Source organism: Streptomyces sp. NPDC030995 (assembly GCF_055571215.1).
The window spans coordinates 350,985-369,968 of record NZ_JBVIFS010000003.1 but is presented as its reverse complement, the minus strand read 5'-3'; the positions used below and the strand labels follow the sequence as shown (position 1 = coordinate 369,968).

20 protein-coding genes are annotated in these 18,984 nt (G+C 72.7%); 11 read left to right on the top strand and 9 right to left on the bottom strand.

Annotated features, from left to right (window positions below; genetic code table 11):
- Positions 1 to 2 precede the first annotated feature (2 nt).
- The 5 genes from ACZ45T_RS07980 to ACZ45T_RS07960 all read left to right on the top strand — a co-directional run bounded on the left by ACZ45T_RS07980 (position 3) and on the right by ACZ45T_RS07960 (position 5,443).
- On the top strand, positions 3 to 917 hold the full coding sequence (locus tag ACZ45T_RS07980; protein WP_468438750.1) for an SCO0930 family lipoprotein: 915 nt from the start codon (positions 3 to 5) through the stop codon (positions 915 to 917).
- Between the two features lie 169 nt (positions 918 to 1,086).
- Complete coding sequence (locus ACZ45T_RS07975) at positions 1,087 to 1,926, top strand: LytR/AlgR family response regulator transcription factor (RefSeq protein ID WP_468438563.1); 840 nt, start codon at positions 1,087 to 1,089, stop codon at positions 1,924 to 1,926.
- Between the two features lie 175 nt (positions 1,927 to 2,101).
- Positions 2,102 to 2,377: a hypothetical protein gene (locus tag ACZ45T_RS07970; RefSeq protein ID WP_468438561.1), complete on the top strand. Its 276-nt coding sequence runs from the start codon at positions 2,102 to 2,104 to the stop codon at positions 2,375 to 2,377.
- Between the two features lie 97 nt (positions 2,378 to 2,474).
- Complete coding sequence (locus ACZ45T_RS07965; protein ID WP_468438559.1) at positions 2,475 to 4,205, top strand: sodium/solute symporter; 1,731 nt, start codon at positions 2,475 to 2,477, stop codon at positions 4,203 to 4,205.
- Between the two features lie 5 nt (positions 4,206 to 4,210).
- Positions 4,211 to 5,443, top strand: coding sequence for a sensor histidine kinase (locus ACZ45T_RS07960; RefSeq protein ID WP_468438748.1), 1,233 nt, complete (start codon positions 4,211 to 4,213; stop codon positions 5,441 to 5,443).
- 112 nt (positions 5,444 to 5,555) lie between these two features.
- Here the strand turns inward: ACZ45T_RS07960 and ACZ45T_RS07955 are convergent, their stop codons facing one another.
- Together ACZ45T_RS07955 and ACZ45T_RS07950 are read right to left on the bottom strand one after the other, a co-directional pair.
- Positions 5,556 to 7,019, bottom strand: coding sequence for a GuaB1 family IMP dehydrogenase-related protein (locus tag ACZ45T_RS07955; protein WP_468438746.1), 1,464 nt, complete (start codon positions 7,017 to 7,019; stop codon positions 5,556 to 5,558).
- Positions 7,020 to 7,095: 76 nt separating this feature from the next.
- Positions 7,096 to 8,358, bottom strand: coding sequence for an IS701 family transposase (locus ACZ45T_RS07950; RefSeq protein ID WP_468438557.1), 1,263 nt, complete (start codon positions 8,356 to 8,358; stop codon positions 7,096 to 7,098).
- Between the two features lie 240 nt (positions 8,359 to 8,598).
- On the opposite strand from ACZ45T_RS07950, the gene ACZ45T_RS07945 reads away from it, so the two are divergent.
- The 4 genes from ACZ45T_RS07945 (at position 8,599) to ACZ45T_RS07930 (ending at position 10,692) form a co-directional block, all read left to right on the top strand.
- Positions 8,599 to 9,108, top strand: coding sequence for a hypothetical protein (locus ACZ45T_RS07945; protein WP_468438555.1), 510 nt, complete (start codon positions 8,599 to 8,601; stop codon positions 9,106 to 9,108).
- A 110-nt stretch (positions 9,109 to 9,218) separates the two neighbouring features.
- On the top strand, positions 9,219 to 9,548 hold the full coding sequence (locus tag ACZ45T_RS07940; RefSeq protein ID WP_468438553.1) for a putative quinol monooxygenase: 330 nt from the start codon (positions 9,219 to 9,221) through the stop codon (positions 9,546 to 9,548).
- On the top strand, positions 9,545 to 10,021 hold the full coding sequence (locus ACZ45T_RS07935) for a group II truncated hemoglobin (RefSeq protein WP_468438551.1): 477 nt from the start codon (positions 9,545 to 9,547) through the stop codon (positions 10,019 to 10,021). The genes ACZ45T_RS07940 and ACZ45T_RS07935 overlap by 4 nt, the downstream gene beginning before the upstream one ends.
- 140 nt (positions 10,022 to 10,161) lie before the next feature.
- Positions 10,162 to 10,692, top strand: coding sequence for an allene oxide cyclase barrel-like domain-containing protein (locus ACZ45T_RS07930; protein ID WP_468438549.1), 531 nt, complete (start codon positions 10,162 to 10,164; stop codon positions 10,690 to 10,692).
- Between the two features lie 190 nt (positions 10,693 to 10,882).
- Here the strand turns inward: ACZ45T_RS07930 and ACZ45T_RS07925 are convergent, their stop codons facing one another.
- The 5 genes from ACZ45T_RS07925 to rpe all read right to left on the bottom strand — a co-directional run bounded on the left by ACZ45T_RS07925 (position 10,883) and on the right by rpe (position 14,034).
- Complete coding sequence (locus ACZ45T_RS07925; RefSeq protein WP_468438547.1) at positions 10,883 to 11,332, bottom strand: barstar family protein; 450 nt, start codon at positions 11,330 to 11,332, stop codon at positions 10,883 to 10,885.
- Positions 11,329 to 11,790, bottom strand: coding sequence for a guanyl-specific ribonuclease (locus tag ACZ45T_RS07920; RefSeq protein ID WP_468438545.1), 462 nt, complete (start codon positions 11,788 to 11,790; stop codon positions 11,329 to 11,331). The genes ACZ45T_RS07925 and ACZ45T_RS07920 overlap by 4 nt, the downstream gene beginning before the upstream one ends.
- A gap of 49 nt (positions 11,791 to 11,839) precedes the next feature.
- On the bottom strand, positions 11,840 to 12,061 hold the full coding sequence (locus ACZ45T_RS07915) for a CarD family transcriptional regulator (RefSeq protein WP_189740325.1): 222 nt from the start codon (positions 12,059 to 12,061) through the stop codon (positions 11,840 to 11,842).
- Positions 12,062 to 12,195: 134 nt separating this feature from the next.
- The gene (locus tag ACZ45T_RS07910) at positions 12,196 to 13,209 is read right to left on the bottom strand and encodes a sugar-binding transcriptional regulator (RefSeq protein ID WP_468438744.1); all 1,014 of its coding nucleotides are present in this window, start codon (positions 13,207 to 13,209) and stop codon (positions 12,196 to 12,198) included.
- A gap of 138 nt (positions 13,210 to 13,347) precedes the next feature.
- Positions 13,348 to 14,034: a ribulose-phosphate 3-epimerase gene (gene rpe / locus ACZ45T_RS07905; RefSeq protein WP_468438542.1), complete on the bottom strand. Its 687-nt coding sequence runs from the start codon at positions 14,032 to 14,034 to the stop codon at positions 13,348 to 13,350.
- A 133-nt stretch (positions 14,035 to 14,167) separates the two neighbouring features.
- Between rpe and ACZ45T_RS07900 the strand changes: the two genes are divergently transcribed.
- Positions 14,168 to 15,469, top strand: a complete 1,302-nt coding sequence (locus ACZ45T_RS07900; protein WP_468438540.1) for an MFS transporter — start codon at positions 14,168 to 14,170, stop codon at positions 15,467 to 15,469.
- A 19-nt stretch (positions 15,470 to 15,488) separates the two neighbouring features.
- Here the strand turns inward: ACZ45T_RS07900 and ACZ45T_RS07895 are convergent, their stop codons facing one another.
- Together ACZ45T_RS07895 and fmt are read right to left on the bottom strand one after the other, a co-directional pair.
- On the bottom strand, positions 15,489 to 16,949 hold the full coding sequence (locus ACZ45T_RS07895) for an RsmB/NOP family class I SAM-dependent RNA methyltransferase (protein ID WP_468438538.1): 1,461 nt from the start codon (positions 16,947 to 16,949) through the stop codon (positions 15,489 to 15,491).
- Between the two features lie 164 nt (positions 16,950 to 17,113).
- Entirely contained in the window at positions 17,114 to 18,046 is a 933-nt protein-coding gene (fmt, locus tag ACZ45T_RS07890) for a methionyl-tRNA formyltransferase (protein ID WP_468438536.1), read from the bottom strand.
- 250 nt (positions 18,047 to 18,296) lie between these two features.
- Here fmt and ACZ45T_RS07885 point away from each other — a divergent pair, with 250 nt between their 5' ends.
- Positions 18,297 to 18,821: a hypothetical protein gene (locus tag ACZ45T_RS07885; protein ID WP_468438534.1), complete on the top strand. Its 525-nt coding sequence runs from the start codon at positions 18,297 to 18,299 to the stop codon at positions 18,819 to 18,821.
- Positions 18,822 to 18,984: the final 163 nt, after the last annotated feature.

The following is an 18,984-nucleotide window of genomic DNA, read 5'->3' as shown; positions in this document are numbered from 1 at the left end:
AGATGGGCATCAAGCGCGGAACCACCCTTGCCGCGGCCGCGATCGCCGTCGTCCTCGCGGCGACGGCCTGCGGCCCGTCGGACGACAAGGCCGCCGACACGACCACGCCGGCCGGAGCCGCCTCCCAGGCCCCGGCTCCGGCCGCCGACGGCGACTCGGGGGCCGAGCCCGCCGGGCAGTTGGCGACCGCCGCCAGTGAGCAGCTCGGCCCGGTCCTCACCGACGGCGCCGGTCTCACCCTCTACCGCTTCGACAAGGACACGGCCAAGCCGCCGAAGTCGAACTGCGATGGGGACTGCGCGAAGACCTGGCCGGTGGTCGCCGCGGGCGACGCCACCGCCGCGGCGGGCATGGACCCGGCGCTGCTGGGCGAGGTGGTGCGCAGCGACGGCACGAAGCAGCTGACGGTGGCCGGCTGGCCCGCGTACCGCTTCAACAAGGACGCCAAGGCGGGCGACTTCAACGGCCAGGGCGTCGGCGGGGTGTGGTTCGCGTTCGCCCCGGACGGCAAGAAGGCCGCGAAGGCGGCCGCGGCCGCACCCGCCGCGGCCGAGGCGGGTGCGGCGCTGTCGGTGGCGAAGGACCCCAAGCTGGGCGACCACATCGTCGACGGCAAGGGCATGACCGTCTACCGGTTCAAGCCGGACACCGCGTGGCCGATGGTCTCCAAGTGCGTCGGTGACTGCCTGACCAAGTGGCCGGTCGTCCCCCCGGTGGACAAGGCGAACGCCAAGGGCATCACCGAGCGCAACTACCTGGTCCTGGACCGCCCGGACGGCAAGAAGCAGCAGACCGTCGACTGCTGGCCCGTCTACACCTTCGCCGGTGACAAGAAGCCCGGTGACATCAACGGCCAGGGCGTGGGCGGCACGTGGTACGCCGTCTCCCCCGACGGCAAGCTCATCACCGTCCAGTAGCCCTCCTTCCCTCCCGCCCCCCACCACGGCCGGCGCGGCCCCTGCCCTACCTCCCCCGGGGCGGGGGCCGCGCCCCGTCCGGCCCGTCCCGCCCGTCCCGGCCGTCCGCCCCGTCCCGCCCGTCCGGCCCCGTTCCGTCCCGGGGCCGCGGGTATCTAGACTCGGCCGCATGCTGCGCGTACTGGCCGTCGACGACGAGAAGCCGCTCCTGGAGGAACTCCTCTACCTGCTGCGCTCGGACCCCCGGGTGCGCAGCGCGGAGGGCGCCTCGGACGCCACCGAGGCCCTGCGCCGGATCACCCGGGCGCTGGAGTCCGGCCCGGACGGGTCCGACGGCATCGACGTGGTCTTCCTGGACATCCACATGGCCGGGCTGACCGGTCTGGACATCGCCCGGCTGCTGGCCGGGTTCGCGCGGCCGCCGCTGATCGTGTTCGTGACCGCCCACGAGGGTTTCGCCGTACAGGCCTTCGACCTCAAGGCCGTGGACTACGTGCTCAAGCCCGTGCGTCCGGAGCGGCTGGCCGAGGCCGTCCGGCGGGCCTGCGCGCAGCTGGGCCGGCCCGCGGAGGCACCGGTGGCCACGGATGCGGGCGCGGGCGCGGGCCGGCCGGCCGCGATGGTGCCGCGGCGCCCGGCCGCCTCCGAGGTCTCCGTGGCGGTCGCCGACCGGGCCCCGGAGCAGATCGCCGTCGAACTGGGCGGCGTCACCCGCTTCGTGGCGATCGCCGACATCGCCTACGTCGAGGCGCAGGGCGACTACGCCCGCCTGCACACCGACGAGGGCAGCCATCTGGTCCGGATCCCCGTGTCCACGCTGGAGGAGCGCTGGGCGTCGCGCGGGTTCGTGCGGATCCACCGCCGCCATCTGGTGTCGCTGGCCCGGATCGACGAGCTGCGGATGGACGCGGGCACCACCACGGTCCGGGTCGGGGCGGCGGAGCTCCAGGTCAGCCGTAGGCACGCGCGGGAGTTGCGGGACCTGCTGATGCGTCAGGCCACCGGCTGAAACCGTCCGCCCGGGAGGAGCCGGTCCGACCGTCCGGCGCGCGCGGGCGCCGTTCGTCGCGCCACGAGGGGCGTACGGCGATCCGCCGGAGCCGTCGACCGCACCGGTCGCGTGAACGGCCGCCTCGGCCCTCACCGCCCGCCTATCGTGGATCTTCCGGCGCGGGAGGAGCGCGATGTCCGAAATCCAGGCGCTGGTCGACGCTCTGAGCGGACTGCCCCGCACCCGGCCCGCCGGGCCCGCCGAGGCCGAGGCCCTGCTGGCCCGGCTGCGCAGCGCGGCCGCCCGCTGGGCGGACATCCTGTACGAGGCCCGCGAGGGCGTCCGCGAGCAGGTGCCGCCGCGTGCGGAGGCGGCGCTGACGCTGGCCTTCCGGCGTGCGGAACAGTCGTACGTGGAGCTGGAGATCGCCCTGCGCGACTGCGCGGAGCACCGCGACCCGGTGATCTGACCCAGCCGGACCCTCAGGGTCCGAATCGAGCCTGTTGCCAGGTCAGCGCTCATGCATAGACTCCGGTCGCCCCTGCCCTCCGCCGAAGGACCGCCCGGTGAACCAGACGTACGCGCTGACCGCGGTCGCCGTCGTCGTCCTGGTCACGGTGCTGGTGGGCGCCCTGGGGCTGCGGATATCCCGGACCACTTCCGACTTCTACGTGGCCTCGCGCACGGTGGGCCCGCGCCTGAACGCGGCGGCCATCAGCGGGGAGTACCTCTCCGCCGCGTCCTTCCTCGGGGTGGCCGGCCTGGTGCTCCTCCAGGGGCCCGAGATGCTCTGGTATCCCGTGGGCTACACCGCCGGATACGTGGTGCTGCTCGCGCTGGTGGCGGCCCCGCTGCGCCGCTCGGGCGCGTACACCCTGCCCGACTTCGCCGAGGCCCGGCTGGAGTCCCAGGCCGTGCGCCGGATCGCCGTGCTGTTCGTGATCGGGGTCGGCTGGCTGTACCTGCTGCCGCAGTTGCAGGGCGCCGGGCTCACCCTGGAGATCCTGACGGGGGCCCCGCACTGGGCCGGCGGGCTGGTCGTCGCCTTCGTGGTGTGCGCGGCGGTGGCCGCCGGCGGGATGCGCAGCATCACCTTCGTGCAGGCCTTCCAGTACTGGCTCAAGCTCACCGCGCTGCTGGTCCCCGCCTTCTTCCTGGTCGCGGCCTGGGCCGGGGACGGCGCGCCGCGGGCCAGCTTCGACGCCCCGGCCGTCTTCCGGGAGCACACCTCGGTGACGCTGGCGCAGGACGTGCGGCTGTCCGTGGAGGAGCCGCTGACGGTGACGGTGACCGGGCAGGTGGACGGGCTCGACTACGAGTCGGTCCCGTTGACCCTGACCGCCGGGCAGCATTCGGTACGGGCCCACGCGCGGCTGGAGTTCGCCCCGGACACCCCCGTCCCGGACACCCGCGCGGAGGCGGGTCTCGGTGTGTCCAGCTGGTCGGAGCCGTTGTCGGGGGACCGCCCGGAGTACCGGCTGTACGCGACGTACGGGCTGATCCTGGCCACCTTCCTCGGCACGATGGGCCTGCCGCACGTCGCGGTGCGCTTCTACACCAGCCCCAACGGGCGGGCCGCGCGGCGCACCACGCTGGTCGTCCTCGGGCTGGTCGGCGTCTTCTACCTCCTGCCGCCGGTGTACGGGGCCCTGGGGCGGATCTACACCCCCGAGCTCGCGCTCACCGGCGACGCGGACGCGGCGGTGCTGGTGCTGCCCGAGCGGATGCTCGGCGGGCTGCTCGGCGATCTGCTGGGGGCGCTGCTGGCCGGGGGCGCCTTCGCGGCGTTCCTGTCGACGGCTTCGGGGCTGACCATGGCGGTGGCCGGGGTGCTGCACCAGGACGTGCTGCGGGCGCGCGGGGTGCGCAGCTTCCGCACCGCGGTGCTGGTGGCGATCCTGGTGCCGCTGGCCGGGAGCGTGGCGGCAACGGACGTGCCGGTGGCGGACGCGGTGGGCCTCGCCTTCGCGGTGTCGGCCTCGTCGTTCTGCCCGCTGCTGGTGCTGGGCATCTGGTGGCGCGGGCTGACCCCGCCGGGTGCGGTGGCCGGGCTGGTCACGGGCGGCGGGGCGGCGCTGAGCGCGGTGCTGGCGACCCGGGCCGGGCTCGCCCCGGCGGGCTGGGCGCACACCCTGCTGGCGTGGCCGGCGGTGTGGTCGGTGCCGCTCGGGTTCCTGACGATGGTCGCGGTGTCCGTGGCCACCCGGTCGCGGATCCCGGGCGGGACGGCGGCCACCCTGGCCCGGCTGCACCTGCCGGAGAACCTGGCCGGGGACCGGGTGGGAGGTTCACGGTGAGCTCGGTGGGACCGACCGTGCTGGCGGTGCTGGCGGTGGCGGGCCCCCTCCTGCTGGGAGCGGGCTGGGCGGCGGGCCTGTGGCACGCCCGGCGCGGCGAACGGGCGGCCGGGCTGGACCTGGGGACCCCGGTGGAGCGGGCCACCTTCCACACCCTGCACACGGCTTCGCTGGCCGCTCCCCCGCTGCGCGCCGGGCTGACCGAGGACGCCGCCCGCAAGGCCGCCCGGCGGCTGCGGTCGCTGCTGGGCACGGAGGCGCTGTGCCTGACCGACCGGAGGTCGGTGCTGGCGTGGGACGGCCCGGGCGCCGACCACCATCAGCGGGGGGCGATGGCCCGGGTGGCGATGATGCTGGCGACGGGGCGCAGTCAGAGCGTGCGGACCGAGTGCCAGCGGCCCGACTGTCCGTTGAAGTGGGCGGTGGTGGCCCCGCTGACCGGTGAGGACGGGATGCTGGGCGCGCTGGTGGCGTTCGGGTCGCGGGAGTCGGCGGTGCTGGTGCGGGCGGCGACGGAGGTGGCTCGGTGGGTGTCCGTACAGCTGGAGCTCTCCGAGCTGGACCGCTCGCGGACCCGGCTGATGGAGGCGGAGATCAAGGCGCTGCGGGCGCAGATATCCCCGCACTTCATCTTCAACTCCCTGGCCGCGATCGCCTCGTTCGTGCGGACCGATCCGGAGCGGGCCCGGGAGCTGCTGCTGGAGTTCGCGGACTTCACCCGGTACTCCTTCCGGCGGCACGGCGATTTCACCACCCTCGCCGAGGAGTTGCGCTCGATCCAGCAGTATCTGGCGCTGGCCGGCGCCCGCTTCGGGGACCGGCTGAAGGTGACCTTGCAGGTGGCTCCGGAGGTGCTGCCGGTGGCGCTGCCGTTCCTGTGTCTCCAGCCTCTGGTGGAGAACGCCGTCAAGCACGGTCTGGAGGACTCCACGCAGGAGTGCCGGATCACCATCACGGCGCAGGACGCGGGCTCGGAGGCGGTGATCACGGTGGAGGACAACGGGGTCGGGATGGATCCGGCCCTGCTGCGCCGGATCCTGGCCGGGGAGCGCGCGGGCTCCTCCTCCGGCATCGGGCTGCCCAATGTCGACGAGCGGATCCGGCAGGTCTACGGGGACGAGTACGGTCCGGTGATGGAGACGGGCGTCGGCGCCGGCATGAAGGTGACCCTGCGGATTCCCAAATATCGTGCGGGCGTGCACAGTTCACCGACGGAACATCATCCTCCCGGCCCCTGACGGCCGAGCTGCTCGTACCGCGCGACGCAAACGCCGACGGGGCTGGTGGATCCAGCCTCGCCGGCGTTTTCGGCACGCGGGGGTCCCGGGGCGGAGCCCCCGGAAGAGGTGCTTAGCTCCAGCTGGCGTGCAGCGGCTTGCCCTCGGCGTAACCGGCCGCGGACTGGATGCCGACGACCGCCTTCTCCTCGAACTCCGCCAGGGAGCCGGCACCGGCGTAGGTGCAGGAGGAGCGGACGCCCGCGATGATCGAGTCGATCAGGTCCTCGACGCCCGGGCGGGCCGGGTCGAGGAACATCCGCGAGGTCGAGATGCCCTCCTCGAAGAGACCCTTGCGGGCACGGTCGTACGCCGACTCCTCCGACGTGCGGTTCTGCACCGCACGCGCCGAGGCCATGCCGAAGGACTCCTTGTAGAGGCGACCCTCGGCGGACTGCTGGAGGTCGCCCGGGGACTCGTACGTACCGGCGAACCAGGAGCCGATCATCACGTTGGACGCACCGGCGGCCAGCGCCATCGCCACGTCACGCGGGTGACGGACGCCGCCGTCGGCCCACACGTGCTTGCCGTACTTCTTCGCCTCGGCCGCGCACTCCAGCACCGCGGAGAACTGCGGGCGGCCCACGCCGGTCATCATGCGGGTGGTGCACATGGCGCCGGGGCCCACACCGACCTTGATGATGTCGGCGCCGGCGTCGATGAGGTCCTTGACGCCCTCGGCGGCGACGATGTTTCCGGCCACGATCGGGACCTGCGGGTCCAGCGCGCGGACGGCCTTGATCGCGCTGATCATCGATTCCTGGTGGCCGTGCGCGGTGTCGATGACGAGCGTGTCCACGCCCGCGTCGAGCAGCTGCTTGGCCTTGGCCACGAAGTCGCCGTTGATGCCGACGGCGGCCGCGATGCGCAGCTTGCCGTTGGCGTCGGTGGCCGGGGTGTAGAGGGTCGCGCGCAGGGCGCCCTTGCGGGTGAGGATGCCGACGAGCCTGCCGTCCTTGTCGACGGCCGGGGCCAGCTTGCGGTGGCCGGCGTCGAGCTGGTTGAAGGCCTCGCGCGGGTCCATGTCGGCGTCGATGAGCAGCAGCTCCTTCGACATGACCTCGGAGAGCTGGGTGAAGCGGTCGACACCGGTCAGGTCGTGGTCGGTGACGACGCCGACCGGGCGGCCCTCGCCGTCGACGACGACGCCGGCACCGTGGGCGCGCTTGGGCAGCAGGGACAGAGCGTCGGCGACCGTCTGGGTGGGAGCCAGCGTGATCGGCGTGTCGAGCACGAGGTGGCGGGTCTTCACCCAGGAGATGACGTCGGTGACGACATCGATCGGGATGTCCTGCGGGATGACGACGATGCCGCCGCGGCGGGCGACGGTCTCGGCCATCCGGCGGCCCGCGATGGCGGTCATGTTCGCCACGACCAGCGGAATGGTGGTGCCGGTGCCGTCGGGCGAGGACAGGTCCACGGCCTGACGGGAACCGACCGCGGAGCGGCTCGGCACCATGAACACATCGTCGTACGTCAGGTCGTACGGCGGCTTCAGGTCATTGAGGAAACGCACGTGCTGAACATCCCAGTCGATCGAAGGATCCGTCTATGGCCTCGACCGGGTCAGCCGAGGAAACGCACGTACTTCATTCTCCCACGACCTGGCGTTTTCACAGCCCGGGGCGATCGTCCAGGACATACCGGGCCGCCTGGTTCTTTCCTACGGGACTTTGGTCCCGCCCGGCCACACCACGCGCGTAGCCCGCCGGCCGTGCCGACCTCGCCCCGAGCAGTTTCGCGGCGTGGGCGACGCTGGCGAGGGTGGCGTGGTGGTGCCAGCCGCGGAAGGAGCGGCCCTCGAAGTCCCGGATGCCGACCGTTTCGCAGGTCTGGGTGAAGTCCAGGGAGACCCGGTCGGTGAGTTTGGCGAGCAGGAAGAGCTGGGCGAGGGGCCGGTCGCCGATGTTGGTGATCCAGAACTCGGCGGGCAGCAGTGCGGCTTCGGTCCGGGCTCCGACGAGCAGCAGCGGGGTGGGCGGCGCGGGCACGGGCCGGTCCTCGCAGGGGGCGGCGAGGACCGAGGCCGCGGTCAGCAGGGTGACGGCGCGCTCGGCGCGGCCGTGCCGGGTCCATTCGACGACGCGGCGCCGGGAGCGCAGGGAGTCGATGACTTCGCGGGCGGGCGCGGTGCGGGGCCCGGGTTTGTGCCGGCCGGCGCCGCCGAAGGAGACGGGGAGGGTGCCGTCGACCTTGAAGACGAAGGGGATGTCCTGGAGGGCGAAGGACTCGATGCTCTGCGGCAGATCGCAGTTCGCGACCTCCATCACCACCGGCCGGCGCTGGAGTTGCCAGGTCGCGGCCATCCGCAGGACGGCGCGCACGGCGTCCTGAGCGGGGGTGAGGGAGCGTGCGGCGTCGGGGATGCCCGCCTGGCGGCGGCGCAGGAGTTCGCTGGTCCAGGGCCCGGGGAGGGTGAGGGTCCATTCGACCGGGAAGCTGGCCTCGCTGGAGGCGAGCCAGATCCCGCTCGCCTGCTGGCAGTTGGCGGTGCGGCCGAGCTGGGGGACGAACTGCCGGCCGACGCCCACCGAGCGGTCGCCGGCCTTCTCTATGACCATGGGCCGGAGCACCCAGGCCAGGGGGCGCTGTGCGGTGCGTTCGAGGTGCTGGGCGAGGGAGCGGCGGACCGGGGTCCAGTCCCAGGGGGACTTGCTGACGAACTGCTGGAGGCTCTGCTCCACGGAACCGGCCCCTGATCCGGCTATGTTCCGGATGGTTTTCTTCCCCGTGGTGCGCACGAGCCCGTTCAGGTACACGCGGGCCCAGTTCCGCTGGTCCCGCCGGGGTAAGGACTCGAAGAGAAGAGCGATCAGGACGTCGATCGATGCGGAGATTTCCTTGCCGGAAGCCTCCGGCAGGACTGCGCGAGCCATCTGGGCCACCCCCCGTGACCAGCTAGATCCGATACCTGCGTGACCGCGCGGAACGGCCCTGCGTCCCAGCGGCTACTTCCTGAGGTCACGGATGCGGGACGGCGGATGCGCCGTCACCGTCCCCCTCCCGCACACGGTACCCAGACGGCGGTCCCCCTGATCCACCGCCACCGTCCGGTGGGCTGAAAGCGAACGCGAAAGCCTTGCGATCACGAAGGCGCCGGATGCAACGTTGATTACATGATTACAGCCGAACAGAGCGAACAGCTCCGCGCGTGGTTCGCCGAGCGCCTGCCGGTGGACGTCTACGAGTCCCTCCTCTCGGTCACGGCCGACCGCGAGGAGATCACGGTCGTCGGCACCATCCCGGCGGCCGAGTCCGTCAAGGAGTTCCGCGAACGCACCCGCGAACAGCGCATCGAGGTGGCCCGCGAGGCCGAGTCCCTCTACCGCCGCAAGGTCGCCTGGGGCGTGCGAGCGGGCGAGGAGACGATCCTCTTCACCCACCTCGCCGTCCCGGTGATGACCCGCCTGCGCCAGTCCGAGCGCCAGGTCCTCGACACCCTGGTCGCCGGCGGCGTCGCCCGCAGCCGGGCCGACGCCCTGGCCTGGTGCGTCCGCCTCGTCGGAAAGAACACCGACACCTGGCTGACCGAGCTGCGTGACTCCCTGGACAAGGTCCACCACGTCCGCGCGCAGGGCCCGGACGTCTCCGACGGGACCGACTCCAGGAAGTCCGAGTCCGAATGACGAAAACCCCCCACGACCGCCCGTGATCGCGTGAGGCTGGCCGGGATCGACATCAAGGACCGATACCGAGGACCGACACCGAGACCAACCCCGAGGGAGGGGCACGCACCATGACCACGACCGTCGAGTACATCCGCTACCGGATCGCGTTGGACGACCAGCAAGCCTTCGAGACCTCGTACGCGCGGGCGGCCGAAGCCCTGGCCGCCTCGCCCGCGTGCATCGACTACGAACTGGCCCGCTGCGAGGAGGAGAAGGAGCGCTACATCCTCCGCATCCGCTGGACCTCGGTCGACGCCCACCTGGGCGACTTCCGCAAGGGCGAGCACTTCCCGGCCTTCTTCAGCGCGATCCGGCCGTACGTGACGGCGATCGAGGAGATGCAGCACTACACGGTGACCGACGTCGCGGGCACCGGAAAGGCCGTCGGGCAGCGATGAGCACGACACCCACGATCTACGAGTGGATGGGCGGCGCGGAGGCGATGAACCGCCTCACCGACGCCTTCTACGCCCACGCCCTGCAGGACGAGATCCTGGCCCCGGTCTTCGCCGGCATGGACTCGCGGCACCCCCGGCACGTCGCGGTCTGGCTGTCGGAGGTCTTCGGCGGCCCCTCGGACTACACCGCCCACCACGGCGGCCACCAGCACATGGCCACCCAGCACCTGGGCCGCGCGATCACCGAGCGGCAGCGCCGCCGCTGGGTGGACCTGCTCATGGACACGGCCGACGAGGTCGGCCTCCCGACGGACCCCGAATTCCGCGGAGTGTTCGCCTACTACATCGAGTGGGGCACCCGCATGGCCCTGATCTACTCGGGCCCCAACCCGCCCCCCGTCGACGCGGCCGAGATCCCGGTCTGGTCCTGGGGCCAGACCCCTCCCTGGATCCCGAAGACCCCGACGGACTGAGACATCGACGCTCTCGTCGCGTCCGGTCTGCTCCGATCGGTCGGATCAGACCGGGCGCACCGGTGCGCCGCCCCCGCAGACCACTGGAGGCAACCAGCCAGGGGATAGAACGGGACATTGAGTGACCAATCGTCACACACATGCTCGTAATTCCCAGGAGGCACATGATGCGGCCCTTCACAGCAGCAAGTCTCGGTGCGGCCACCGCGTTGGCCGCGATCCTCACCTGCGCACCGGTCGCGGCCGCGGCGGCACCGGGGGGTGACGGTGACGGTGGCCACGGCGGCGAGAAGGCCTTCAATCTCGTGGAGCGGAACTTCCAGGAGACGCTCGTCGACGTGGACAACAGCGGCACTCCGAGTGCCGGCGACACGCAGGTCTTCACGAACGACCTGTTCCGCAACGGGCGGAAGGTCGGCACCGGTGGTGGTGTCTGCACCATCCTCAGCACCGCCGACGGCGGCGAGGCCCAGTGCAACGTGACCCTTGTACTGAAGGACGGGCAGATCACGGCCCAGACACTGGTCTACAACGCCCTGACCCCGACCCCGTCCGACTTCGACGCCGCGATCACCGGCGGCACCGGGACCTTCAGCAAGGCCCGCGGTGAAATCCACGGTTCCTTCGTCAGCCCGACCGAGGTCGAGCTCGAGGTGCACCTCACCCACTGACGCACGGCCGTCCCACCCCGGCACCATTCAGCCCCACCCGGCCCACCCCGGCCCCCACCTGGCGCACCCCAGCCCCACCCGGCGCACCTCAGCCCCGCCGGCGTTTGAGGCGCGGGGTCGGGGGCGGAGCCCCGGTCTTTCAGCCCCGCCGGCGTTTGAGGCGCGGGGTCGGGGGCGGAGCCCCGGTCTTTCAGCCCCGCCGGCGTTTGAGGCGCGGGGTCCGGGGCGGAGCCCCGGCGGCCGGCCCGGGCTCGGCCCCCGCCTCGGCCCCGGCCTCGGCCAGCAGCACCGTCAACCCCGGCGCCCCCTCCTGCCCCCGCCAGAAGTCCACGGCCTCCTCCAGGATCTCCACCAGGATCTCCCAGTCGTCCGGCCGCGCCTCGGCGAACCGACGCCACGACGTCACCGCCACCAGCCGCCCCGCCCCCTCGGCATCCGGCAACCACGACAGGTCCCGCACCGCGTCCGCCAGCGCGTCCCAGTTCCCGCCGAACCAGTCCGGCAGCCGCAAGGCATCCCCGCACCGCCGCATCAGCTCGGCCTTGCCGCGTACGCCGTCCAGGTCCAGCCGTACGGTCGTCCAGCCGGCGGCCTCCGCCGCGGCGAGCGCCGGCGCGAGCGGCTGCGGGTCCAGGGTCATCGGAGAACCGCCTTGAAGGTCTTGTAGTGGTCGTCCGTGTAGAAGAACTCCCCACCCTCACCCGTCACGATCCGCCGGGCCCCGCGGTCCCGCTCCCCGGGCGTCCGCACCGTGAACTCGTGGTAGTAGCCACGCTTCTGCTTGGGCAGGACCTTCTCGAAGTTCCCGAAGACGGTGCCGTCCTGCCGGTAGGGATACGGCCCGCCCTTGTCGATGAGCGCGAGCACGTCCCGGGCCTGCTGCGGCAGCACGTCGACCCGTACGGTCGCCAGCCCCTTCGCCCACCCCGGGGCGGCACTGGGAGCAGCACTCAGATCAGCACTGGCACCGGCACTGGTACTGGCGACGGCAGGCGCGGTCTTCTTCCCGCCACAGCCCACCGCGCCGACCAGCGCGACGCAGAGGAACACGGCCCCCAGCAAACGCAGCAACGATCGGGGCACGTTCCGAAAGATCATGCACCGATCGTGCCAAATATCCGATTCGCTCGCGAATCGCCCTCTGGCCTCAGAGCGCGGCCATCTTGGTGTAGGGACTCAGGATTCGCTTCTGGACCGAACCGAAGTCGACGAGAACAGCGATCCCCTCCTCGATTCCGACGACACGGCCGAGGCCGTGCTCATCGTGAGTAACCCGGTCGCCGACGGAGAACTGCCGGATGGGCTGTTCCACGGGGGCCTTGAACGGGCTGGACGGCAAATGGCGGCGAGGTACTGCGGACTTTGTCATTGGAACCAGTATGCGCCCAGCGGGCCGCCCCGCGGTCCGCCGTTCGGATCTCAATTCCGGCACCATCTGCACCAGCACCGACCGACGGCCACGCCCGAACCCCCCTCCCGCCCGGTCAGGCCGGGCGGGCCGGGCTACTCGTCCGGGTCGGCCCGCTCCAGCGCGGGCCGCAGCCCCGGCGCCGATTCGGTCAGCAGGTAGTCGGCGACGGCCGTGTCCGTGACCAGGCTGGTCACCAGCCCCGACCGCAGCACCGCCCCGATCGCGGAGGCCTTGCGCAGCCCGCCCGCGATCGCCACGACCTCGGGGATCCGCCGCAGCCGGTCGGCCTCGACCGTGATGCACCGCTCGCCGAGGTCCCTTCCGACCCGCCGGCCCTCGGAGTCGAAGAGGTGGGCGGACATCTCGGCCGCGACGCCCAGCGAGGCGTAGTGGGCCCGCTCCTCGTCGGTCAGCATGTCGTGGACGGTCGAGATGCCCGGCTCCCACGACCCGATGGAGACGGCCGCGACCGTCACCTTGTCGAAGTATTCGAAGGCCCGCGCGATCCCGGTCTGGCTCCGCAGCGCGGCCGCGGTCGCCGGATCGGGCAGCAGCATCGGCGCGTAGATGGGGTGTGCGTCGCCCCCCGAGACCTGGGCGGCCCGGCGTACAGCCTCGACCGAACCGCGCTCGGCGGTCCCCGCGTCGTACACGCCGGTCAGCTGCACGACGGTGCAGGGGGGCAGCCTGTGCAGGGAGGCGGCCATGTGGATGGTCGAGCGCCCCCACGCCAGGCCCAGTACGTCGCCCTCGTTGACGAGTTCGCCCAGCAGGTCGGCGGCGACCGCGCCCAGGTTCTCCGGGTCGGGCGCGTCCTCGGTGGCGTCGGCGGGCGACTCCACGACGACGGCGTGCCGGAGCCCGTACCGGGCCCGGAGCGCGTCCGAGCGCTCCGCGTCCAGTTCGGCCGGGACCCGGATCTCGATCCGTACGAGGTCACGTTCGAGGGCGGTCTCCAGGACCCGGGCCACCTTGAAGCGGCTCACGCCGAACTCCTCGGCGATCTGGATCTTGGACTTCCCCTCCAGGTAGAAGCGGCGCGCCATGGCCGCCGCCTGCACCAGCTCCGCGGGTCCCATCCGCAGGGCTGACCGTCCCGCCGACATTGCAGACACCGCGTTCTCCTCACTGCTGTTCACACTGTCGTGTTCACACTCTCGACTCGCCGTTCATCCTGTCAGATCCGACGGCCGTTGATCAGCCTGGACGGCTACCGTTCACCGAGCTGTTCACCAACGCTCCACTCAGTGGTCGCAAGCCCACGGCGCCGCGGCGATCGCCGCGCCCGCCTGCTCACGGAGCGTGCGGACGGCGGCACCCGGATCGACCGCCCCGTAGACCGCGCTGCCCGCCACGAAGACGTCGGCGCCGGCCTCGGCACAGCGTTCGATGGTCGAGGCCGAGACCCCGCCGTCGACCTGGAGCCACAGCTCCAGACCGTGCTTGGAGATCAGCTCCCGGGTGCGGCGGATCTTGGGCAGCATGATGTCGAGGAAGGCCTGGCCGCCGAAGCCGGGCTCGACCGTCATGATCAGCAGCATGTCGAGCTCGGGGAGGATGTCCTCGTACTGCTCGATCGGCGTCGCGGGCTTGAGCGCCATGGACGCTCGTGCCCCCTTGGCCCGGATCTCCCGCGCCAGCCGCACGGGCGCCGCGGCGGCCTCGGCGTGGAAGGTGACGGAACCGGCGCCGGCCTCCACGTACTGCGGGGCCCAGCGGTCCGGGTTCTCGATCATCAGATGGAGGTCCAGCGGGATGTCCGTGGCCCGGCTCAGGGACTCCACGATCGGCACACCGAGGGTGAGGTTCGGGACGAAGTGGTTGTCCATGACGTCGACATGCAGCCAGTCCGCCCCCTCGACAGCCCTGGCCTCCTCGGCGAGGCGGGCGAAGTCGGCGGACAGGATGCTGGGATAAATCTGAGCGGCCATGCCCCCAAGCGTGCCATGCCCCCACCCGGTTCCGGCCACGACCCCGCAAGTCGCGGCTCGCGTAGTGACGCTAAAGTGATCATGGAGAACATTTCACTTGTCCTGCGAGATCGCCTTCGGCACGGTTCTGTCCATGACATCGTCTCCGCGCAGGCGCCCCGGGCGTCTTTCCCGGACGGCCCGAACGGGGCCCACACCCGTCCCAGGAGCAACCACCGACCTCACGCTCCCCTCTTCCCCTTGGCTGAACGAGGACTTCCGCACCCTCTTCGGCGCCGCCACCCTCAACCAGCTCGGCACCAACACCGGCTACGTGGCCATCCCCCTGCTCGCCCTCACCGCACTCGACGCGACCCCCGCCCAGGTCGGAACCCTCGCCGCGCTGTCCACGCTCGCCTTCCTCCTCATCGGCCTGCCGGCCGGCGCCTGGGTCGACCGGCTGCGCACCCGCGGCGTCCTGATCGCGGCGGACCTCGCGCGGGCGGCGCTCTTCGCCTCCCTCCCGCTCGCCTGGTGGCTGGACGCGCTCACCCTGGCGCAGCTGTACGCGGTCGTCCTGCTGACCGGCTGCGCCACCGTCTTCTCCGACGTCGGCTCCCAGAGCGTCCTGCCGCAGCTCATCGGCCGCGGCGGCCTGGTCCGGGCGAACACGGCCATGGTGACCCTGATGGCCGCCGCCAACATCGCGGGCCGCGGCGCGGGCGGCGCCCTGGTCGCCGCGCTGACCGCCCCGTTCGCGCTGGCCTGCTCCTCGGCCGCGTACCTCGCCTCCGCGCTCCGCCTCACCCGGATCCGGCCCACCCCGGCCCCGCAGGCGCCTGCCCACACCCCGCTCCTGGCCCAGATCAAGGAGGGACTCCAGCACGTCCTCGGTCACCCCGAGCTGCGGGCCCTGGCACTGGCCGCCACCCTGAACAACCTGGGCAGCGCGGTCGTCAACACCATGCTCCCGGTGCTCTTCGTCCGCGAGCTGGGCCTGTCCCCCGCCGCGCTGGGCCTGTTCTGGGCGGCGGGCGGCGTGGGCCTGCTGCTGGGAGCCCGCCTGGCCCGGCCCGTCGCGGCCCGCGTGGGCTACGGCCGCGCCCTGCTCCTCAGCCTGACCCCGGCGGCCCTGCTGGTACCGCTGCTGGACCACGGCCCGTGGCTCTGGCTGGCGGGCGGCGGCTGGCTGCTGACCATGATGAAGATCGGCTCGGACAACGTCCTCGGCGTCAGCCTCCGCCAGCACCTGACCCCGGACCCGCTCCTGGGCCGGATGAACGCCACTTTCCGCTTCACCCTGACCGGCGCCCTCGCCCTGGGCTCCGCCGCCTCGGGCCTCCTGGCGGAACTCACGACCCTGCACACGACCCTCTGGACGGGAGCCGCGATCCTGGCCCTGTCCTGGACCCCGATGGCGGCCTCCCCGATCCGCCGGAGGCGGACCGGGGCGTGAGGATGCCGGCCGGCCGTGCCTAGGCCGTTCGCCTCAGCAGCGCCAGATACATCGCGTCCGTCCCGTGCAGGTGCGGCCACAGCTGGACGTCCGGGCCGTCGCCCAGGCCCGCCACGCCCGGCATGTACGGGCGGGCGTCGATCAGTTCCGCGGACACCGGCGAGGCGCCCGCGCCGCGGCCCTTGAGGACGTCGTCCACGACGACCCGGGTCTCCGCCAGGTGCGGCGAGCACGTCGCGTAGCCGACGATGCCGCCCACCCGCACCGCCGACAGCGCCTCGCGCAACAGCCCGCGCTGGAGCGGGGCGAAGCCCTCCAGGTCCTCCGGGCGGCGGCGCCAGCGGGCCTCCGGGCGGCGGCGCAGCGCGCCCAGGCCCGTGCACGGCACGTCCATCAGCACGCGGTCGAAGGACCCCGGCAGCCACGGCGGCCGGGTGCCGTCGGCCGCGATGACCTGGTAGGGGCCCGGGTTGCCCGCCAGCGCGCGCTCCACGAGCCGCGCCCGGTGCGGCTGCTTCTCCGAGGCCAGCAGGAACGCCCCGCGCTGCGCCGCGAGCGCCGCGAGCAGCGCCGCCTTGCCGCCGGGGCCCGCGCAGCCGTCGAGCCAGCGCTCGTCGCGGCCCTCGACCGGCGCGGCCGCGAGGGCCATCGCCACCAGCTGGCTGCCCTCGTCCTGCACGCCCGCGCGGCCCTCCCGTACGGCCTCCAGCGCGCCCGGCTCGCCGCCCTCGGCCATCCGGACGGCGTACGGGGACCAGCGGCCCGGGAGCGCCGAGTCCTCGCCGACCGCCTCCAGCAGTTCCTCCTGCGTGGACCGCCCGGGACGCGCGACCAGCGTCACCTCGGGCCGCTCGTTGTCGGCCTCCAGCAGGTCCTCGATCCCGGCGCGCCCGCCGCCCAGCGAGTCCCACAGGGCGCTGACGACCCACCTGGGGTGCGAGTGGTACACGGCGAGGTGTTCCTCGGCGTCGTCCTCGTACGGCGGTGCGACCCGCTCCAGCCAGCCGTCCAGGTCGTGCGCGGCGATCTTCCGCAGTACGGCGTTGACGAACTTGGCGCGCCCGTCCCCGAGCACCACCCGGGCCAGCTCCACGCTCGCCGAGACCGCCGCGTGCGTGGGGATCCGGGTGCCCAGCAGCTGGTGCGCGCCGAGCGAGAGCACGTCCAGCACCGGCGGGTCCACCTCCCGCAGCGGCCGGTCGATGCACGCCTTGATCACGGCGTCGTACGTGCCCTGCCTGCGCAGCGTCCCGTAGACGAGCTCGGTGGCCAGTGCCGCGTCGCGCGCCTGGAAGCTCTCGTCCTGGCGGGCCTTCTTCAGGAGCGGCGGCAGCACGAGGTTGGCGTACGCGTCGCGCTCGTCCACCGCCCGCAGCACCTCGAAGGCCAGCATCCGCACGGGGTCCTTCTGCGGCCGGCGGTACGGCTTGGCCTGCCGGTTGCCTGCGGGGTTGCGACGGGGACGGGGCTGTTCGCTCACGTGAAAGGTGCTCCGGGTTTACGAGGTGGTGCGTGGTGATGAGAGGGGATACCGGGCGTCCCGGGGGACGCGGCGGTACGGTGCTGCGCCCGCGCCGCCGCGAGCGGCGCGGCTGGATTCAGCCTACGTCGGCCCCGCCGGCTGCCGTGGCCGGACCGTGCCGGTCACGCCGTCAGCCGCTCGCCGGGAGCGATCCGCACCCCGCGGGCCCAGTCGGCGCCGCGCATCGGCTTCTTGCCCTGCGGCTGCACCCACAGCAGCTCCACGGCGTGCGAGCCGGTGCCGACGTAGACGTTGTTCTTGGCCGGGGCCAGCACGCCCGGCGCCAGGTCCGTGCGGTCGGCCACCAGGCCCACCGAGATCAGCTTGAGCCGCTCACCGCGGAAGACGGTCCACGCGCCCGGCGCCGGCGTGCAGCCGCGCACCACGCGGTCGGCGCGCATCGCCGGAGCCGTCCAGTCGATCCGCGCGTCCTCGACGGTGATCTTGGGCGCGAGGGAGATCCCGTCACGGGGCTGCTCGACGGCGCGCAGCGTGCCGTCCTCGATGCCGTCCATGGTGGCGGCCAGCAGCCCGGAGCCGGCGAAGGCGAGCCGGGTGAGCAGGTCGCCGCTGGTGTCGGTGGGGCGGATCTCCTCTGTGAGGATCCCGTAGACCGGGCCGGAGTCCAGGCCCTCCTCGATCAGGAAGGTGGAGGCGCCGGTGACCTGGTCCCCCGCCATGATCGAGTGCTGCACGGGCGCGGCTCCGCGCCAGGCGGGCAGCAGCGAGAAGTGCAGGTTGACCCAGCCGTGCTTGGGGATGTCGAGGGCGCTCTTGGGGAGCAGCGCGCCGTACGCGACGACCGGGCAGCAGTCCGGGTCGATCTCCCGCAGTCGGGCCTGGAAGTCCGGGTCGCGCGGCCGGGCGGGCTTGAGGACCTCGATGCCGGCCTCCTCGGCGCGCTCGGCGACCGGGCTGGCGACGAGCCGCCGGCCTCGGCCCGCCGGGGCGTCGGGCCGGGTGACGACGGCCGCGACCTCGTGCCGCCCGGAGGCGATGAGGGCGTCCAGGGCGGGCACGGCGACCTCGGGGGTGCCTGCGAAGACGAGCTTCACTGGGGTCCTACCTCGCTATTTCGGCTGACAGCAGCGCACCAGTCTATGGGGCCTCGGCCGGGCGGCCCACCTGTGGTGTCGAGGGGGCGTACACACACACGCGCGCCTCTCGCATATGCCGACACGCCCCCACAGCGTGACCTGGGCGACGGGTGGCGCGTTGGTCAAGAGAGATTGACCAAAACGGGCCGCGTGTGAACGGTTTCTGCGGCCCGATCCGCCCTTCAGCACCGGTTCGAGAGGCTTCTTCATGGCCGACCACGCCACCCACGACGCCCAAGCCCGGGCCAGCCTGCACCTCTTGGTGCGGGACATCGAGCGGGTTCGCCGCCAGGTGGATGCTCTGCGTACGCTCACCGCCCAGCTCGGCAATGTGTACCGCCCGCGCCGCTCAGGCCCCTCCACGGGCTTCGTCGTCTACGGCCGGGCCCCCGCGCCCACCGTCCGCCTCGCGCAGGAGCTGCGCGACAGCGTCGAGACGCTGGTCACCGCCGCGGTGGACTTCGACCGCTCGCTCGGCTTCTCGTGGGACGCGGTCGGCTCGGCTCTCGGCGTCACCAAGCAGGCCGTGCACCGCCGCTACGGTGCCCGGCGGGCGCAGTCCGCGGAGTCCTCGGAGCCGCTGGCCGAGGGAGCGACCACCCGCACCCTGGGTCCGCTCCCCACGATCCCGGCCGCCCGCTCGGTCCCCCCGCAGCCCCTGCGCGAGGAGTCCCAGCCCGCCACGGCGGGCGCGTCCCGCTCCTCGGCCTTCCCGGGCCCGCGCAACGGCTGACCGCCGCCCACGCCGCCGGGACGCCGACCCCCGACGGAAGCACCGGGCCGAACGCCGGCGGGGGGGGGGGGGGAGGGGGAGGGAGGACAGCTGAAAAGCCCTTCGGCGGGGGGTGGTGAGGGGGGGAAGAAACCAACAAGACAACCCCCCGCCCCGTCATCTA

Coding starts and splice junctions, on each gene's coding strand:
- ACZ45T_RS07980 (WP_468438750.1), top strand. CDS start 3: ATGGGCATCAAGCGCGGAACCACCCTTGCCGCGGCCGCGATCGCCGTC.
- ACZ45T_RS07975 (WP_468438563.1), top strand. CDS start 1,087: ATGCTGCGCGTACTGGCCGTCGACGACGAGAAGCCGCTCCTGGAGGAA.
- ACZ45T_RS07970 (WP_468438561.1), top strand. CDS start 2,102: ATGTCCGAAATCCAGGCGCTGGTCGACGCTCTGAGCGGACTGCCCCGC.
- ACZ45T_RS07950 (WP_468438557.1), bottom strand. CDS start 8,358: ATGGCTCGCGCAGTCCTGCCGGAGGCTTCCGGCAAGGAAATCTCCGCA.
- ACZ45T_RS07945 (WP_468438555.1), top strand. CDS start 8,599: ATGATTACAGCCGAACAGAGCGAACAGCTCCGCGCGTGGTTCGCCGAG.
- ACZ45T_RS07940 (WP_468438553.1), top strand. CDS start 9,219: ATGACCACGACCGTCGAGTACATCCGCTACCGGATCGCGTTGGACGAC.
- ACZ45T_RS07935 (WP_468438551.1), top strand. CDS start 9,545: ATGAGCACGACACCCACGATCTACGAGTGGATGGGCGGCGCGGAGGCG.
- ACZ45T_RS07930 (WP_468438549.1), top strand. CDS start 10,162: ATGCTCGTAATTCCCAGGAGGCACATGATGCGGCCCTTCACAGCAGCA.
- ACZ45T_RS07925 (WP_468438547.1), bottom strand. CDS start 11,332: ATGACCCTGGACCCGCAGCCGCTCGCGCCGGCGCTCGCCGCGGCGGAG.
- ACZ45T_RS07920 (WP_468438545.1), bottom strand. CDS start 11,790: ATGATCTTTCGGAACGTGCCCCGATCGTTGCTGCGTTTGCTGGGGGCC.
- ACZ45T_RS07915 (WP_189740325.1), bottom strand. CDS start 12,061: ATGACAAAGTCCGCAGTACCTCGCCGCCATTTGCCGTCCAGCCCGTTC.
- ACZ45T_RS07910 (WP_468438744.1), bottom strand. CDS start 13,209: ATGTCGGCGGGACGGTCAGCCCTGCGGATGGGACCCGCGGAGCTGGTG.
- rpe (WP_468438542.1), bottom strand. CDS start 14,034: ATGGCCGCTCAGATTTATCCCAGCATCCTGTCCGCCGACTTCGCCCGC.
- ACZ45T_RS07900 (WP_468438540.1), top strand. CDS start 14,168: ATGACATCGTCTCCGCGCAGGCGCCCCGGGCGTCTTTCCCGGACGGCC.
- ACZ45T_RS07885 (WP_468438534.1), top strand. CDS start 18,297: ATGGCCGACCACGCCACCCACGACGCCCAAGCCCGGGCCAGCCTGCAC.